The organism is Prochlorococcus marinus str. MIT 0918, assembly GCF_027359415.1.
Lineage (GTDB): Bacteria > Cyanobacteriota > Cyanobacteriia > PCC-6307 > Cyanobiaceae > Prochlorococcus_E > Prochlorococcus_E marinus_C.
Genome location: NZ_CP114780.1, coordinates 1,133,581 through 1,148,353, shown reverse-complemented (window position 1 = coordinate 1,148,353; position 14,773 = coordinate 1,133,581). Strand labels below are relative to the sequence as shown.

Sequence of the window (14,773 nt, the reverse complement as noted above, 5' to 3'; positions counted from 1 at the left end):
AATGCTTGGGTGACAATTGCTTGTTTGTCCTAAGCTTATGTGACAGGTTTTGCAAATTGTTATCTAAACAATAGTTTTTTAATGAAAGATTAAATTGTTCGCTTAGCTTTTGAATTGTTTTTTTTATCCTCACTTTCTTTTTTGATAAGAGGAGTCTTTCTTGGAGTTAGAAACATAATCATATTCCTTCCTTCTCTTTTTGCTGATTGTTGAATTTCTGCTTCTTCTTCGAGGTCTTTTGCCATTCTGGCAAGAAGAGATTCGGCAAGATTTGAATGCTGAATCTCTCTACCTCTAAAAATAACTGTGCATTTAACTTTGTCGCCAGCTTTTAAAAAACGTGTTGCTTGACCAATACGCACTAGATAATCATGCTGATCAATTTTGTATCGCATTTTGACTTCTTTTACTTCCGTTTGATGTGATTTCTTTTTGGCTTCTTTAGCTTTTTTTTCTTGCTCAAATTTAAATTTGCCATAGTTCATGATTCTGCATACTGGTGGGTCTGCTTTTTCACTTACTAAAACAAGATCTAGCTCTCTATCTTGAGCTACTTGTAAAGCTTCTTCTCGGCTTATAACTCCAAGTTGTGCTCCATCTGCATCAACTACCCTGAGTTTTGGATATTTGATACGTTCATTAATGTTGGGTAGCTCTCTGACTGGAGCGCGTCGATCAAACCGGGGACGTGGTGGCATTCAGTGTGATTAAGGAATAAAGCAGAACGAATAAGGAATCTCCAAATTTTAGATCTACTGAGATCACCCTATAACGTTTTTGATCAAAGAGAGAGCTTCTTCTAGAGAGTTCTTTTCATTTAGCCATTTTGCATTATGTTGATGGCGAAACCAAGTCCTTTGTTTTTTTGCAAATTGATTAGTGCGATTGGTTGTTACATTGATGGCTTCAACTAATGAATATTCTCCTTCAATTAACGCCAAGGCCTCTTTGTAACCAATTGTTTGAAGTAAGGGAAGCTCTGGTCCATATTTTTCAACTAATTGTTCAGTTTCTTCTACAAGACCTTTTGCATATATATTTTTTGTTCGCTCAGCAATTCTTTGATGAAGATTTGAAGGGTTTAAACCTAATTCCAAAACAGTCCAATTTGGCGCTTTCAAAGATTGTAATGAACTGATTTTTTTTCCTGTTGCAAAAAATACTTCTAATGCACGCACTGTTCGTATTGCATCTGTTTGTGAAATTTTTCCCCCTGCGATTGGATCACATTTTTGAAGTATTTGATGGCATTCTAATTGTCCAATATTTTTAAACTTTTCACGAAGCAATGGTTGTGGAGGTACGGAGGGAGGACAAAGCCCATAAATGATTGCTTTAAGATAAAGACCACTTCCCCCTACAAGAAAACTGCGATTTTTTATGTTTAGTTCTTTTTGAATACTAATTTCGGCTTCTTTTTTAAATTCATTTAATGTTATTGGATTATTAGGGGCTCTCAAATTAATAAGATAGTGATTGATTTTTTCTTGTTGCGCCAGTGTTGGCTTAGCTGTACCTATATCCATCTCTTTATAAAGTTGACGAGAATCAATATTGTGAATATTGACTTTTATCTTTTTGGCTATTTCGATAGCAAGATCAGTTTTACCACTTGCTGTTGGCCCTAGCAAAACTATTATCAGTGGTTTTTTCCCTTGCATAAATTTTTTCTAGCAGAATGGATCGTTTGAGTTGAAGAAGTCTTTTGCTTTTTTAGCAATTTCTTTCAAGCCTTTCTTGGTTACCAGTGGTAAATTGAAGATGCCAAGGAGAGGTTTTTTTGTCATTGCATCTTTTACAAACAACCTTTCCTGGGTATATCTAGACGAATGAGCGAAGAATCCAAGGTAAAGAAAGTTCAGGCTGCTTACGGCGCTGAACAAATTCAGGTTCTAGAGGGATTAGAACCTGTTCGCAAAAGGCCTGGAATGTATATAGGTTCCACTGGGCCTAGAGGATTGCATCATCTCGTCTATGAAGTTGTTGACAATGCTGTAGATGAGGCTCTAGCAGGTCATTGTAATGAAATAGTTGTTATTCTTTGCTCTGATGGTTCAGCTTCAATTAGTGACAATGGACGTGGAATTCCAACTGATGTCCATCCGAAAACTGGCAAAAGTGCATTAGAAACAGTTTTGACTGTTCTTCATGCTGGTGGAAAATTTGGCAGTGGTGGATATAAGGTTTCAGGAGGATTACATGGAGTAGGGGTTTCAGTTGTAAATGCTCTTAGTGAATGGGTTGAAGTTACTGTTAGGAGACAAGAACATATTCATTATCAAAAGTTTGAAAGAGGAGCTCCTGTAGGAACACTTCGTTCGGAAAAGCAATCAAAAGAAGAAAGCAAAACTACAGGCACTACAGTTACCTTTAAGCCTGATACTCAAATATTTACTAATGGAATTGCTTTTGATTATGGAACTTTATCATCGAGATTAAGAGAATTAGCTTATTTAAATGGTGGAGTAAAAATTGTTTTTCGTGATGAAAGAAAAACGGCAATTGATGAGAAGGGAATCGGGTATGAAGAAGTTTATTTTTATGAAGGAGGCATTAAAGAATATGTTGCTTATATGAATTCTGAGAAAGATGCTTTGCATCCAGAAATTATATATGTCAATTCTGAAAAAGATGGTGTACAAGTTGAAGCTGCTCTTCAGTGGTGTATTGATGCTTATTCAGATAGTATTCTCGGCTTTGCAAATAACATTAGAACAGTTGATGGAGGAACCCATATTGAAGGTTTGAAAACAGTTTTAACTCGTACACTTAATACATTTGCACGAAAACGAGGTAAACGAAAAGAGGGAGATTCAAACCTTGCTGGAGAGAATATTCGAGAGGGGTTAACAGTTGTGCTTTCTGTGAAAGTTCCTGAACCTGAGTTTGAAGGTCAAACTAAAACAAAATTAGGCAATACTGAAGTTAGAGGGATTGTTGACAGTCTTGTAGGTGAATCTTTAAGTCAATATTTGGAATTTAATCCATCTGTGATTGATCTAATTCTAGAGAAAGCAATCCAAGCTTTTAATGCTGCAGAGGCTGCAAGACGTGCGCGTGAACTTGTTCGCAGAAAAAGTGTTCTTGAGAGTACTACTCTTCCAGGAAAATTAGCAGACTGTAGTTCTCGTGATCCTTCTGAATCGGAAATATATATCGTGGAAGGCGACTCTGCTGGAGGTTCTGCAAAGCAAGGAAGAGATAGAAGGTTTCAGGCAATATTGCCTTTGAGAGGAAAAATATTAAATATTGAAAAAACAGATGATGCAAAGATTTATAAAAATACAGAGATTCAAGCACTCATAACTGGACTTGGTTTAGGTATTAAAGGTGAGGAATTTTCACTTAAAAATCTTAGATATCATAGAGTTGTAATTATGACAGATGCTGATGTTGATGGAGCTCATATCCGTACACTTTTACTTACGTTCTTTTATAGATATCAGAAAGAACTGGTAGAAGGAGGTTATGTTTATATTGCTTGTCCGCCATTATATAAGGTTGAAAGAGGTAAGAACCATACTTATTGTTATCAGGAATCTGATTTGAAAAAAACAATAGCAAGTTTTGGTGAGAAAGCAAATTATACAATTCAGAGATTTAAGGGTTTAGGTGAAATGATGCCTAAGCAATTATGGGAAACTACTATGGACCCTTCTACAAGAATGATGAAGAGAGTAGAGATAGAAGATGCTTTAGAAGCTGATAGGATTTTCACAATACTTATGGGAGATAAGGTTGCTCCAAGAAGAGAATTTATAGAAACACACAGTGTAGAAATGGACATGGCTTCATTAGATATTTAATACTTTTAATGAGCTCTATTTTTCGCTGGGGGTGTTTATTAATATTTGCTTTGATAGCACCTATTGCTTTACCAGCAGGAGGTGGCAATAGATCTAAAATAGAAATAATTCAAAGTCAACGTTTTGAAGAGATTTTCTTTGCTAATGAATCTTGTATTCTCTTCTCTGATCCTTCATTAATCTCAAAACCACTTCGAGAAATACAACCAGGAACACCGGTTAAAGTTGTAAGAGTTTGGGTAAATGAATCAGGTCAAAATTGGATGCATGTTAAATTAGCCACCCCTGACTTTATTGAAATCCCTTCTTCAGTTATTCGTGGTTGGATTAGTGTTTGATTTTCTAGATAATTATAATTCGTATTTATATGTTGGATTAGGTGCCGCTCCTGGATCAATAATTCGAATGCATATTGTTAGGCTTTTTATGGTGAAAAGAAAATCTTCTTTTCAAGGAATATTATTAGTCAACTTGGTAGCTACATTCTTTTTAGGATTTTTTGTTGGACTACAAAATATAAGATCATCCTTTAGTATTAATCATCCAATTTTCCTATTAATATGTATTGGTTTTTTAGGAAGCTTGAGTACTTTTTCTGCTTTAATCTTTGATTTTTACTCTTGTATTACTAATCAGAATTGGAATAATTTATTTTTAAGGTTATTTTGCTCAACATTTCTTGGAATAGTTGCAGCGGCGATAGGATATAATTTAGTCAATATTTAGATGAATTATTTTATTATTTCTGTTGGTTAAATATTTTTTTTTAGTAGTGGCTTCTATTTTAGGAGCTTTATTGCGTTGGAAGTTAGGTAATGATTTCTTGGCAAATATCTTTGGAGCTTCTTTGATTGGTTTATTATCTGGACTTGAATTTCGATCTAATATTCAAATCTTTTTGGGAATTGGTTTTTGTGGTGCTTTAACTACATATAGCGGTTGGATGGTTGATGTATGGGATTTGATGAGAAATGGCTTTTTTCTTAAAGCTTTTGCTTTGCTTTCTGTGACCTTAATTGTAGGATTTTTAGCTTTTGCTATTGCTTTTTGGATTGGTAGAAAAACAAAGCAATCTTTTTTTCCCTAATAGACATAAAATATTGATTGCATTTTGGTGCGCCGATGAACGAAACAATAGGTGCATCTATTGATGGAGATTCTTCTGTTAATGGACCTCGATTAGCAGAGGTTGTAGCTCAGCAATTGGAAGCTATGTTGTCTGCTGGTAATTATGATGGGGTTAAAACTTTACTGGAACCTGTTCAGCCAGTTGATATAGCTGATTCAATTGGAAACTTACCTTTAATCTTGCAGGCATTAGCTTTTAGATTATTAAGTAAAAATGAGGCTATAGAAGTTTATGAGTATTTAGAACCGGCTGTTCAGCAGAGTTTGCTTGATCGATTGCGCTCTGGTGAGGTTTTGGAATTAGTGGAAAGCATGTCTCCAGATGACAGGGTGAGATTATTTGATGAGTTACCTGCAAAAGTTGTTCGGAGATTATTAGCTGAATTAAGCCCTGAAGAAAGGAGAGTTACTGCCCAATTACTTGGTTATGAACCTGAAACTGCTGGGCGTTTAATGACCACAGAATTTATTGATTTAAAGGAATTTCATAGTGCAGTTGAAGCATTAACGATTGTCAGGAGACAGGCCCCTTATACAGAAACAATTTATAGCCTTTATGTAACTGATAGAGAGAGGCATTTAACTGGAATATTATCGTTGAGAGATTTAGTAACAGCAGATCCTGAAGCAAGTATTGGAGATGTGATGACTAAAGATGTAGTAAATGTTCGAACTGACACTGATCAAGAAGAAGTTGCTAGAGCCATACAGAGATATGATTTTTTAGCTTTACCAGTAGTAGATAGAGAAAAGCGTTTGGTTGGAATTGTTACCGTTGATGATGTAATCGATGTAATTGAACAAGAAGCGACTCGAGATATCTATGCAGCGGGTGCAGTTCAAGCAGGAGATGAAGATGATTATTTTCAAAGTGATTTATTTGCAGTTGCTAGAAGAAGAGTGGTTTGGTTGATTGTGCTTGTAATTGCAAATGCATTTACAACAAAAGTTATTGCTTCCAATGATGATGTTTTGCAGCAGGTTGTCTTATTGGCTGCATTTATTCCTTTGCTAATTGGTACAGGAGGAAATGTAGGTGCCCAGAGTTCGACTGTTGTCATTAGGGGGTTAAGTACTCAAAGAATCCAGGCTTTTGGTTTATATAAGGCTATTTTTAGAGAGGCTATTGCAGGGGCCTTATTAGGCCTGCTCATGCTTTTATTTGTAGTTCCTTTTGCTTGGTGGCAAGGAGAGGGGCCTTTAGTTGGCGCAGCTGTTGGTATAAGTCTTATGGCTATTACAACTTTGGCTGGGACGGCAGGTGCGGCACTCCCTTTATTGTTCCATCGGATGGGATTAGACCCTGCATTGATGTCCGCTCCTTTTATTACTACGGCAACTGATGTTGCTGGTGTATGGATTTATTTAAGTACAGCATCATGGTTACTGCAAAATATAAGAAGTTAAGCCTATAGGTATTTATACTTAAAAAAGGTTAATTTGCGGTAAGTTTCTTTGGCTTTACAGTTCTTAATGATATTCTTAACAAAACTCAACAGAGTTTCTATTGTGAATAGCACTCAAATTATTTCGAAAACAGAAACTTCTTTTCAAGGAACTCAAAAGCCTTTGGCAGACCTTGATTTAGTGAGATCTTATTTGCGCGATATAGGTCGAGTTCCATTGTTGACTAATGAGCAGGAAATTACTCTTGGAAGACAGGTTCAAGAACTTATGGTTTTGGAAAACTTGCAAAGAGAATTAGAGAGTATTCACGGTGAGAAACTTACGTCAGAAGACCTTGCAAAAAATGCAGATATTACTGTTGAAGAGTTGAAAAAAAGATTTAAGAGAGGAACTAGGGCGAAAGAGAGAATGGTTGCAGCTAATTTGCGACTAGTAGTTAGTGTTGCAAAGAAATATACAAAAAGGAATATGGAGCTTTTAGATTTGATTCAAGAAGGTACCATTGGTTTAGTTAGAGGAGTTGAAAAGTTTGACCCTGCTCGAGGATATAAGTTTTCTACATATGCTTATTGGTGGATTCGTCAAGGTATAACACGAGCAATAGCAGAAAAAAGTCGCTTAATTAGATTACCTATTCATATTACTGAGGTTCTAAATAAACTTAAGAAAGGACAAAGAGAACTTAGTCAGCAATTAGCTAGAACACCTTCTTTACAAGAACTGGCTGATTATGTCGAGATTTCTGTTTCAGAGGTCAAAGAATTAATGTTTAGGGCCAGTCAACCTGTCAGTTTAGAGACAAAGATTAGTAATGCTGAAGATACTATTTTATTAGATTTACTGTCGACAAAAAATGATTTACCTCAGCAAGTAATTGAGACTGATTGTATGAAATGTGATTTAGAAATGTTGTTAGGTAAATTACCTGAATTACAAAATAGAGTGTTAAGAATGCGTTATGGAATTAATGGTGAAGCACCAATGACTTTGACTGGGATTGGGAGAATACTTGGTATTAGCAGAGATCGCGTTCGAAATCTTGAAAGAGATGGTCTGAAAGGATTACGTAAATATGGTAATGAGGTAGAAGCTTACGTAGCGAGTTGAATTAACTTCATTAATAAAGGGTTTACTTTCTCTGGATTCTCATCGTGAGGACAATGTCCAGAGTCCTTAATAATCTCTAGAGACTTTATACATGTAATTGTATTGAACCATTTTTCTGCTTCATCAAGTGGTTCCCAAGGATCTTTTTCTCCCCAGATCATATGAACAGGCAGTTCTAAATTGTTCATTAATTCTGGAGCAAGGTAGTCGTTAAAGATATTAATGAATCCATGAAATGCTTCGTGAGCGCCAGATCGTTTCGTAGGTTTATACAGAAGATTAATTAATTCCTGATCAATGTTATTTGAAGTGGGATAAGCTGTTTTAAGTACTTTTTGAATAAATGATGGCTTTGCAGCATTTTTGAAGAGGCTTTTAGTAATCCATCTTTGCCTAGTAATAATTTTAAGAAAAGGTCGAATTGTTCTTTGCCATTCTGGTTGATGTATAAGTTGTTTGTCATCCATTAGTCGTTGGGCGCAATTAATTAAAATGACCCCTTTACATTTTTTGCCCAGTACTTTTGCTGCTTTTAATGCAATCACACCACCAATTGAATTGCCAATTAATAAAACGGGCCTATCAATTATTAGGTTTGAGAAATCGATAATTTGTTGTCCCCAGTTATCAAAGTTATAAAAGAAATTCTTTTGTGTTTTTTCTTCTCCTATTAGTCTTGAAGTAGGTTGGCTACTTTGGCCAAATCCTATTAAATCTATTGCATAGCAAGGGGCAATAGAGGCTAGAACATTTTGATTATTCCTCCAATGATCTTTATTAGCTCCAAAGCCATGAATTAATAAAGTTGCTAAAGGATACTGACTGTCAGCTCCTTTTGCTTGCCATGCAACTTTTAATCCATTCCAATTAAAGAAATGTGTTCTCACGCTTTTCAAGATAAGAACCCCATAGAAGATTTTGAGAATATTGAAAAGATTGAAGATATGAGAATAGCTCTTCTTGCTTGGTTTGAGCTTAATGGAAGGCACTGGATTCCTTGGAAGCTCAAACAAGATAAGAGTATCCCAACATTGAATGAAAACTTACCTGTTTATCCAATTTGGATTGCAGAAGTCATGCTTCAGCAAACGCAATTGGCTGTTGTTTTACCTTATTGGGAAAATTGGATAGCAGAATTTCCATCTTTGCCTGATTTAGCTAATGCTTTACAGCATGATGTTTTACTACATTGGCAAGGTTTAGGTTATTACTCTCGAGCTAAAAGATTACATGACGCTTCTAAACAACTATTGTTCAGAATTAATGAGGCTGATCATTTAGATCCAGAGGCTTGGCCTCTTACTTTAGAAAGTTGGATTTCTTTACCTGGCATTGGGAAAACTACTGCTGCCAGTATTATTTCTTCTGCTTTTAATGCCCCAGCAGCTTTATTGGATGGCAATGTAAAAAGGATTCTTTCAAGATTAATTGGTAGTCAAAAAATATTATCGAAGGATTCAGTTCGACTTTGGAAATTAAGTAATCTTTTGCTTGATCAAAATGCTCCTAGACATTTTAATCAGGCATTAATGGATTTAGGAGCAACTGTTTGTACAACAAATAGTCCTAAATGTTTTTGCTGCCCTTGGAAACTTTATTGCTTCGCTTATTATCATGGGGACCCAACAAATTTTCCTGTTAAAGGTGTTAGAAAGGTGAGAAAAAATTTAGTTATTGGAATTGGTTTGATTATCAATGCTTTGGGGGAGGTTCTTATTGACCAAAGAACTAATAGTCAAACTATGGCTGGGTTATGGGAGTTTCCTGGTGGAAAAAAAGAGGATGGTGAATTAATAGAATATACAATTGTTAGAGAACTTAAAGAGGAATTAGATGTTGATGTAAAATTAGAACAAAAACTTATAGAATTTGATCATTTTTATACTAATAAAAAACTTCATTTTGTTGTTTATATTTGTAAATTAGTTTCTGGAAAACCTAAACCTTTATCTAGCTTGCAAGTTGAATGGGTTCAACCTATTGATTTGATTAATTATCCTTTTCCAGCAGCTAATCATAAAATCATTTCTGCATTAAACGATTATCTATCTTTATAAAAGAGATAAGATTCCTAGCGTTAAATTTACATCTTAGATAATTATAGGGTTAATACATAGTTTTGATATGAACAGTCCAAATGTCATTTGTTTAGGAGAAGCATTGGTGGATCGTTTAGGTCCTCTTGGCGGAGGTCTTGAGACTTTAAATTCTCATCATGATTATCTGGGAGGAGCTCCGGCTAACGTTGCTTGTGGCTTAGCCAAGCTAGGTTTCAATGTAGGTTTTATTGGTTGCGTTGGGGATGATTCTATTGGAACTCAATTTCAAGATTTATTTATCTCATGTGGGGTCAATATTTCCGCATTACAAATTCATGAAACTCTTTTAACAAGAGTTGTACTTGTTAAAAGAGATAGCAATGGTGAAAGAAGTTTTGGCGGTTTTAAAGGAAATAAAAAAAATATGTTTGCTGATCAGGCTTTAAATTTAAAAAATTTGCAAAGTAAATGGCCTGCACTCTCAATTAATGCAAATTGGTTGGTAATGGGAACAATTCTTTTGGCGGGAGATAATTCCAGAGAGGTCGTTGAATGGATCATTGACCAATCTGTCCAACAAGGTATTCAAATAGCAATTGATTTGAATTGGAGACCAACTTTTTGGGATCAAACACTTTCTCCTGAAAGCGGTCCTAGTAATCAATTCTCTTCTTTGATTGAACCATTTTTGGCAAGAGCTTCATTAATTAAGCTCGCTAAAGAAGAAGCGATATGGTTTTTTAATAACGACGATCCAGTATTTATTTCAGGCTCTCTTCCTCAGAGACCAAGTGTCATTATCACCGATGGAGCTAATCCTATTTGCTGGAAAATTGGTTCCTATCACGGAACCACAGAACCTTTGGCTCCTTCATTAGTAGTGGATACCACTGGAGCAGGGGATGCTTTTATGGCAGGAATGCTATCTCAAGTTTTAATTAACTCTTTAAATCCTATAACTAATAATCTTGCAGAACAAATGGTTAAGTTTTCAGCTGCATGCGGAGCATTGGTCTGTAAGGGTTCAGGAGCAATTGATCCACAGCCTCATTATCCAGAGGTAGAAAAGTTTTTATCATTAGGTTGAGCAGTTATCAGGTTAATCTGTCTCCCACCATTAGATAAATATCTAATTTGTATTAAGTAGGAATCATTTATTTTCAGGCTTAATTTTGATGGCCATTCGATCACCATTAACCCTCCTAGTTGATTTGTAGTTTCTTCTTCTTGAAGAAATAATTCATCAGCGGCCATTGGATTGTCTAATCTATAAAGGTCTAAATGAATCAGTGCTCTTTTTCCATTTAGATAATGATGAGCTAATGCAAAAGTTGGACTTGTAATTGGTTCTTGAATTGCTAGACCTTTAGCAAGACCTTTGACTAAAGATGTTTTCCCGGCCCCCAGTGGTCCATCTAGTAAAAGGATTTGAATGTCCTTTAGATTGTGAACGAATGATTCGCCAAATTTAATTGTGGCGTCATGATTTTCAAGGAACCAGCTTGATTGGTTAGAGTTGTCTGAGATTTGATTAGGAACCTGGATTTTTTTTTGCACGTTCCTTCTAGCTTCCTTTCTATTAAAAAGTAATTATGGTTGCTTCAACATTATCAACTTCACAAGTAGATGGAGATAGAACTTATGAAGTTGCAGATATAGCACTCGCCGACTTTGGACGTAAAGAGCTATCTATAGCTGAAACTGAGATGCCTGGTTTAATGGCTCTTAGACAAAAATTTGCTAACGAACAGCCTTTGAAAGGTTCTCGAATTGCTGGTAGTTTGCATATGACAATACAAACTGGTGTATTAATTGAGACTTTGGTTGCTTTAGGTGCAGAGGTTCGATGGGCATCATGCAATATTTTTTCAACACAAGATCATGCAGCAGCAGCTATAGCAAAAGCTGGTATTTCTGTTTTTGCTAAAAAAGGTGAATCATTAAATGAATACTGGGATTACACTCATCGAATTCTTGAATGGGGTTCTTCTGAAGGACCAAATATGATTTTGGACGATGGAGGAGATGCTACAGGATTAGTCATTCTTGGAAGTAAGGCTGAAAAGGATATTTCAGTTCTGGAGAATCCTTCAAATGAAGAGGAGATTGCTTTATTTGCTTCTATTAAAAAGAAATTGTCGCAAGATAAATCTTTTTATTCTCGAATTAAAGAACTTATTCTAGGAGTTACTGAAGAAACCACTACTGGCGTAGCCAGGCTTTATCAAATGCAAAAAAATGGGGACTTACCTTTCCCAGCAATTAACGTTAACGACTCGGTTACTAAGAGTAAATTTGATAATCTGTATGGATGTAGAGAATCCTTGGTAGATGGAATAAAGAGAGCAACTGATGTAATGATTGCGGGAAAAGTAGCTTTAGTAATTGGATATGGAGATGTAGGGAAAGGGTCAGCACAGTCTTTAAGAGGACTGGGGGCAACTGTAATGATTTCCGAGGTTGATCCTATTTGTGCGCTTCAAGCAGCAATGGAAGGTTATAGAGTAGTTAGATTAGATGATGTTGTAGAAGATATAGATATTTTTGTTACAGCCACAGGTAATTTCAATGTTATTTGTAATAAGCATCTTATTAAGATGAAAGATGAGGCAATTGTTTGCAATATTGGTCATTTTGATAATGAGATTGATGTTTCTTCTTTAAAGTCATATAAGTGGGAAAATATTAAGCCTCAAGTAGATCATGTGACTTTGCCTAATGGAAATAAAATTATTCTTTTAGCAGAAGGACGATTGGTTAACTTGGGTTGTGCTACAGGTCATCCAAGTTTCGTTATGAGTAATTCTTTTACAAATCAAGTATTAGCTCAAATTGAGATATTTACACAGAAAGATAAATATCAAAATCAAGTTTACGTTCTTCCCAAACATCTTGATGAAATGGTTGCTCGACTTCATTTAGAAAAGATTGGGGCCAAGTTAACTGAATTATCTAAAGAACAATCAGATTATTTAAATGTTCCTATTGAAGGTCCTTATAAGCCGGATCATTATCGCTATTAGTTAGATAGATATATGCTAAATTATTTTATAATTAAAAATGGTAATAATAGATTTTTTATTTAATATACCAAGTTTAATTGGTAATGCTGTAGAGGCTAACCAATGGATTGGTTATATAACAATTTTGTTAGCTATGTTTTTGGAGAATATATTCCCTCCAATTCCTTCTGAGTTAATAATGCCTCTTGGTGGATTTTATGTTTATCAAGGACAATTAAATTTTTTTCCAGTAGTTCTTGCTGGATTAATTGGAACTCTTTTAGGTGCTTTTCCTTGGTATGGAATTGGAAGACTAGTTAATGAAAAAAGATTAGAAAACTGGTTAAATAACTATGGTAAATGGCTTGGAATTAGTTCTAATGAATTTGTAAGGACTAGAACTTGGTTTGGGAGATATGGTAAAGCTTTAGTGTTTTGGGGAAGGTTGATTCCAGGAATTAGAACTTTGATTTCTGTTCCTGCAGGTATAGAGATGATGCCATTAATTCCATTTACAATATGGACTACAGCAGGCAGTTTGATTTGGGTAATTTTTTTGACACTTGCAGGGATATTTCTAGGTGATAGCTATAGCAAAGTAGAACTTTGGATTGAGCCTGTTTCAAAAGCAATAAAAATTTTATTAGGATTTAGTTTATTGATTGGACTGTTATTTATTCTAATAAGATCTTTTCTTACTAAAAATAGAAATTAGAAAGGAATATTATTATTTTCTTGATAATTATTTTTCGTTTGATTGTTGTTTAGTCCTTCTTCATAAGAATCTTTTCTAGAACCTAATAAATCAAGTCTATCTACTCTAATGACTGGTTTTGATTTTGCTTCTCCAGTTGCTTTGTCATTCCATTGATCTAGTTTAAAGCTACCAGTTATTCCAATGAGAGAACCTTTTTTTACATAATCTGCCGCTACTTGTGCTTGCTTACCCCAAATTTCTAAATTAAACCAATCAGGCTCATCATTTCTACTACGACGATTTACAGCCATAGTAAAGTTTGCAACTATTGTTCCCGACTCAAAATACCTTACTTCTGGATCGCGCCCTACTCTTCCTACAAGATTTACTGAATTAATACTCATTATTTGGTGTGTGCTTTTTTAATTATAGCTGGGTTAATTTGCTATTTCTCGAAAAGCTATTATTTTTTTGCGTCAATAATGTTTTTTTAAGAGATTTCATTATTCTTAGATATTACTGATAGGAACATCGTGTTTTTAAGACGTTTCAGATTTTCTCGTGATATTGGTATAGATCTTGGTACTGCAAATACTTTGATCTATGTTCAGGGCAAAGGAATTGTTTTAGAGGAGCCATCTGTAGTAGCAATGGATTTAGAGGAAGGAGAACCATTGGCTGTAGGTGATGATGCCAAGATGATGCTTGGTCGTACACCTGGGAACATTCGTGCGGTGAGACCATTAAGAGATGGAGTGATTGCAGATTTTGATGCTGCCGAGCAAATGCTTAAGACTTTTATAGAGAAGTGCAATGAAGGACGAGGGATACTGGCTCCACGATTGGTTGTAGGTATTCCAAGCGGAGTAACTAGTGTCGAAAGAAGGGCAGTGCGTGAAGCTGGTTTAGCTGGTGCTAGAGAAGTTCATTTGATTGATGAACCTGTAGCTGCAGCGATAGGTGCGCATCTTCCAGTTACGGAACCTATAGGAACAATGATTGTTGATATTGGTGGTGGGACAACAGAAGTTGCTGTACTTAGTTTGGGTGGAACTGTATTAAGTGAATCAGTTCGTGTGGCTGGGGATGAAATTAATGATTCAATTGCGTTGTATTTAAAGAAGGTTCATAACCTTGTTGTTGGAGAAAGAACTGCAGAAGAAATTAAGATTCGAATTGGTTCTGCGTTTCCTGATAATGATTTTGACTTGCAGTCAATGGAAGTTCGAGGTTTGCATTTACTTTCAGGTTTACCACGTTCAATTACTTTGCAAGCGGGTGATTTGCGAGAGGCAATGTCAGAGCCTCTGAATAAAATAGTTGATGCAGTTAAAAGAGTTTTAGAACGGACCCCACCTGAATTAGCTGCAGATATTGTTGATAGAGGAATAATGCTGGCTGGTGGAGGTGCTTTGGTTAGAGGAATTAGTGATCTATTAAGTCATGAAACAGGAATTTTCACGCATGTCGCGGAGGATCCTTTGCTTTGTGTTGTTAATGGTTGTGGTCAAGTTTTGGATAACTTTAAACGTTTAAAGCGTGTAGTTGATACTCCAGAATTTGCAAGAAATGCAGTAAGAGATTAAA

General features: G+C 35.5%; 16 protein-coding genes. 11 read left to right on the top strand and 5 right to left on the bottom strand.

What is annotated here, in order from left to right; genetic code table 11:
* Nucleotides 1-89: 89 nt before the first annotated feature.
* Together infC and miaA are read right to left on the bottom strand one after the other, a co-directional pair.
* Nucleotides 90-698, bottom strand: coding sequence for a translation initiation factor IF-3 (gene infC, locus O5636_RS06360; protein WP_269621973.1), 609 nt, complete (start codon nucleotides 696-698; stop codon nucleotides 90-92).
* A 63-nt stretch (nucleotides 699-761) separates the two neighbouring features.
* Nucleotides 762-1,661, bottom strand: coding sequence for a tRNA (adenosine(37)-N6)-dimethylallyltransferase MiaA (gene miaA, locus O5636_RS06355; RefSeq protein WP_269621972.1), 900 nt, complete (start codon nucleotides 1,659-1,661; stop codon nucleotides 762-764).
* A gap of 168 nt (nucleotides 1,662-1,829) precedes the next feature.
* Here miaA and gyrB point away from each other — a divergent pair, with 168 nt between their 5' ends.
* The 6 genes from gyrB to O5636_RS06325 all read left to right on the top strand — a co-directional run bounded on the left by gyrB (nucleotide 1,830) and on the right by O5636_RS06325 (nucleotide 7,448).
* Nucleotides 1,830-3,806, top strand: coding sequence for a DNA topoisomerase (ATP-hydrolyzing) subunit B (gyrB, locus tag O5636_RS06350; protein WP_269621971.1), 1,977 nt, complete (start codon nucleotides 1,830-1,832; stop codon nucleotides 3,804-3,806).
* A gap of 8 nt (nucleotides 3,807-3,814) precedes the next feature.
* Nucleotides 3,815-4,144, top strand: a complete 330-nt coding sequence (locus tag O5636_RS06345; protein ID WP_269621970.1) for an SH3 domain-containing protein — start codon at nucleotides 3,815-3,817, stop codon at nucleotides 4,142-4,144.
* Nucleotides 4,137-4,532 (top strand): fluoride efflux transporter FluC, encoded by a 396-nt coding sequence (locus O5636_RS06340; RefSeq protein WP_269621969.1) that lies wholly within the window; start codon nucleotides 4,137-4,139, stop codon nucleotides 4,530-4,532. Before O5636_RS06345 ends, O5636_RS06340 begins: the two co-directional genes overlap by 8 nt.
* Nucleotides 4,533-4,578: 46 nt before the next feature.
* Nucleotides 4,579-4,893 carry a fluoride efflux transporter FluC gene (locus O5636_RS06335; protein ID WP_269621968.1) on the top strand — a complete coding sequence of 105 codons (315 nt, stop codon included), beginning with the start codon at nucleotides 4,579-4,581 and terminating at the stop codon, nucleotides 4,891-4,893.
* Between the two features lie 35 nt (nucleotides 4,894-4,928).
* The gene (mgtE, locus tag O5636_RS06330) at nucleotides 4,929-6,341 is read left to right on the top strand and encodes a magnesium transporter (RefSeq protein WP_269621967.1); all 1,413 of its coding nucleotides are present in this window, start codon (nucleotides 4,929-4,931) and stop codon (nucleotides 6,339-6,341) included.
* Between the two features lie 66 nt (nucleotides 6,342-6,407).
* Nucleotides 6,408-7,448, top strand: coding sequence for an RpoD/SigA family RNA polymerase sigma factor (locus O5636_RS06325; protein WP_269623540.1), 1,041 nt, complete (start codon nucleotides 6,408-6,410; stop codon nucleotides 7,446-7,448).
* Here O5636_RS06325 and O5636_RS06320 read toward each other — a convergent pair.
* Nucleotides 7,433-8,344 (bottom strand): alpha/beta fold hydrolase, encoded by a 912-nt coding sequence (locus tag O5636_RS06320; RefSeq protein WP_269621966.1) that lies wholly within the window; start codon nucleotides 8,342-8,344, stop codon nucleotides 7,433-7,435. The genes O5636_RS06325 and O5636_RS06320 overlap by 16 nt on opposite strands.
* On the opposite strand from O5636_RS06320, the gene mutT reads away from it, so the two are divergent.
* Together mutT and O5636_RS06310 are read left to right on the top strand one after the other, a co-directional pair.
* Nucleotides 8,324-9,505, top strand: coding sequence for an 8-oxo-dGTP diphosphatase MutT (mutT, locus tag O5636_RS06315; RefSeq protein WP_269621965.1), 1,182 nt, complete (start codon nucleotides 8,324-8,326; stop codon nucleotides 9,503-9,505). The genes O5636_RS06320 and mutT overlap by 21 nt on opposite strands.
* A gap of 67 nt (nucleotides 9,506-9,572) precedes the next feature.
* Nucleotides 9,573-10,574 (top strand): carbohydrate kinase family protein, encoded by a 1,002-nt coding sequence (locus O5636_RS06310; RefSeq protein WP_269621964.1) that lies wholly within the window; start codon nucleotides 9,573-9,575, stop codon nucleotides 10,572-10,574.
* Here the strand turns inward: O5636_RS06310 and tsaE are convergent.
* Nucleotides 10,538-11,044 (bottom strand): tRNA (adenosine(37)-N6)-threonylcarbamoyltransferase complex ATPase subunit type 1 TsaE, encoded by a 507-nt coding sequence (gene tsaE / locus O5636_RS06305; RefSeq protein ID WP_269621963.1) that lies wholly within the window; start codon nucleotides 11,042-11,044, stop codon nucleotides 10,538-10,540. The two genes, O5636_RS06310 and tsaE, sit on opposite strands and share 37 nt — an antisense overlap.
* Before the next feature lie 35 nt (nucleotides 11,045-11,079).
* Between tsaE and ahcY the strand changes: the two genes are divergently transcribed.
* The gene (ahcY, locus tag O5636_RS06300) at nucleotides 11,080-12,510 is read left to right on the top strand and encodes an adenosylhomocysteinase (protein WP_269621962.1); all 1,431 of its coding nucleotides are present in this window, start codon (nucleotides 11,080-11,082) and stop codon (nucleotides 12,508-12,510) included.
* Nucleotides 12,511-12,547: 37 nt separating this feature from the next.
* Nucleotides 12,548-13,204 (top strand): DedA family protein, encoded by a 657-nt coding sequence (locus tag O5636_RS06295; protein ID WP_269621961.1) that lies wholly within the window; start codon nucleotides 12,548-12,550, stop codon nucleotides 13,202-13,204.
* Here the strand turns inward: O5636_RS06295 and O5636_RS06290 are convergent.
* Nucleotides 13,201-13,590 (bottom strand): single-stranded DNA-binding protein, encoded by a 390-nt coding sequence (locus tag O5636_RS06290; protein ID WP_269621960.1) that lies wholly within the window; start codon nucleotides 13,588-13,590, stop codon nucleotides 13,201-13,203. The two genes, O5636_RS06295 and O5636_RS06290, sit on opposite strands and share 4 nt — an antisense overlap.
* 129 nt (nucleotides 13,591-13,719) lie before the next feature.
* On the opposite strand from O5636_RS06290, the gene O5636_RS06285 reads away from it, so the two are divergent.
* Entirely contained in the window at nucleotides 13,720-14,772 is a 1,053-nt protein-coding gene (locus tag O5636_RS06285; RefSeq protein ID WP_269621959.1) for a rod shape-determining protein, read from the top strand.
* Nucleotide 14,773: the final 1 nt, after the last annotated feature.

Bases quoted from the DNA above. Each gene is read 5' to 3' on its own strand.
- infC (WP_269621973.1), bottom strand. From the start codon at position 698: ATGCCACCACGTCCCCGGTTTGATCGACGCGCTCCAGTCAGAGAGCTA.
- miaA (WP_269621972.1), bottom strand. From the start codon at position 1,661: ATGCAAGGGAAAAAACCACTGATAATAGTTTTGCTAGGGCCAACAGCA.
- gyrB (WP_269621971.1), top strand. From the start codon at position 1,830: ATGAGCGAAGAATCCAAGGTAAAGAAAGTTCAGGCTGCTTACGGCGCT.
- O5636_RS06345 (WP_269621970.1), top strand. From the start codon at position 3,815: ATGAGCTCTATTTTTCGCTGGGGGTGTTTATTAATATTTGCTTTGATA.
- mgtE (WP_269621967.1), top strand. From the start codon at position 4,929: ATGAACGAAACAATAGGTGCATCTATTGATGGAGATTCTTCTGTTAAT.
- O5636_RS06325 (WP_269623540.1), top strand. From the start codon at position 6,408: ATGATATTCTTAACAAAACTCAACAGAGTTTCTATTGTGAATAGCACT.
- mutT (WP_269621965.1), top strand. From the start codon at position 8,324: ATGTGTTCTCACGCTTTTCAAGATAAGAACCCCATAGAAGATTTTGAG.
- O5636_RS06310 (WP_269621964.1), top strand. From the start codon at position 9,573: ATGAACAGTCCAAATGTCATTTGTTTAGGAGAAGCATTGGTGGATCGT.
- ahcY (WP_269621962.1), top strand. From the start codon at position 11,080: ATGGTTGCTTCAACATTATCAACTTCACAAGTAGATGGAGATAGAACT.
- O5636_RS06295 (WP_269621961.1), top strand. From the start codon at position 12,548: ATGGTAATAATAGATTTTTTATTTAATATACCAAGTTTAATTGGTAAT.
- O5636_RS06290 (WP_269621960.1), bottom strand. From the start codon at position 13,590: ATGAGTATTAATTCAGTAAATCTTGTAGGAAGAGTAGGGCGCGATCCA.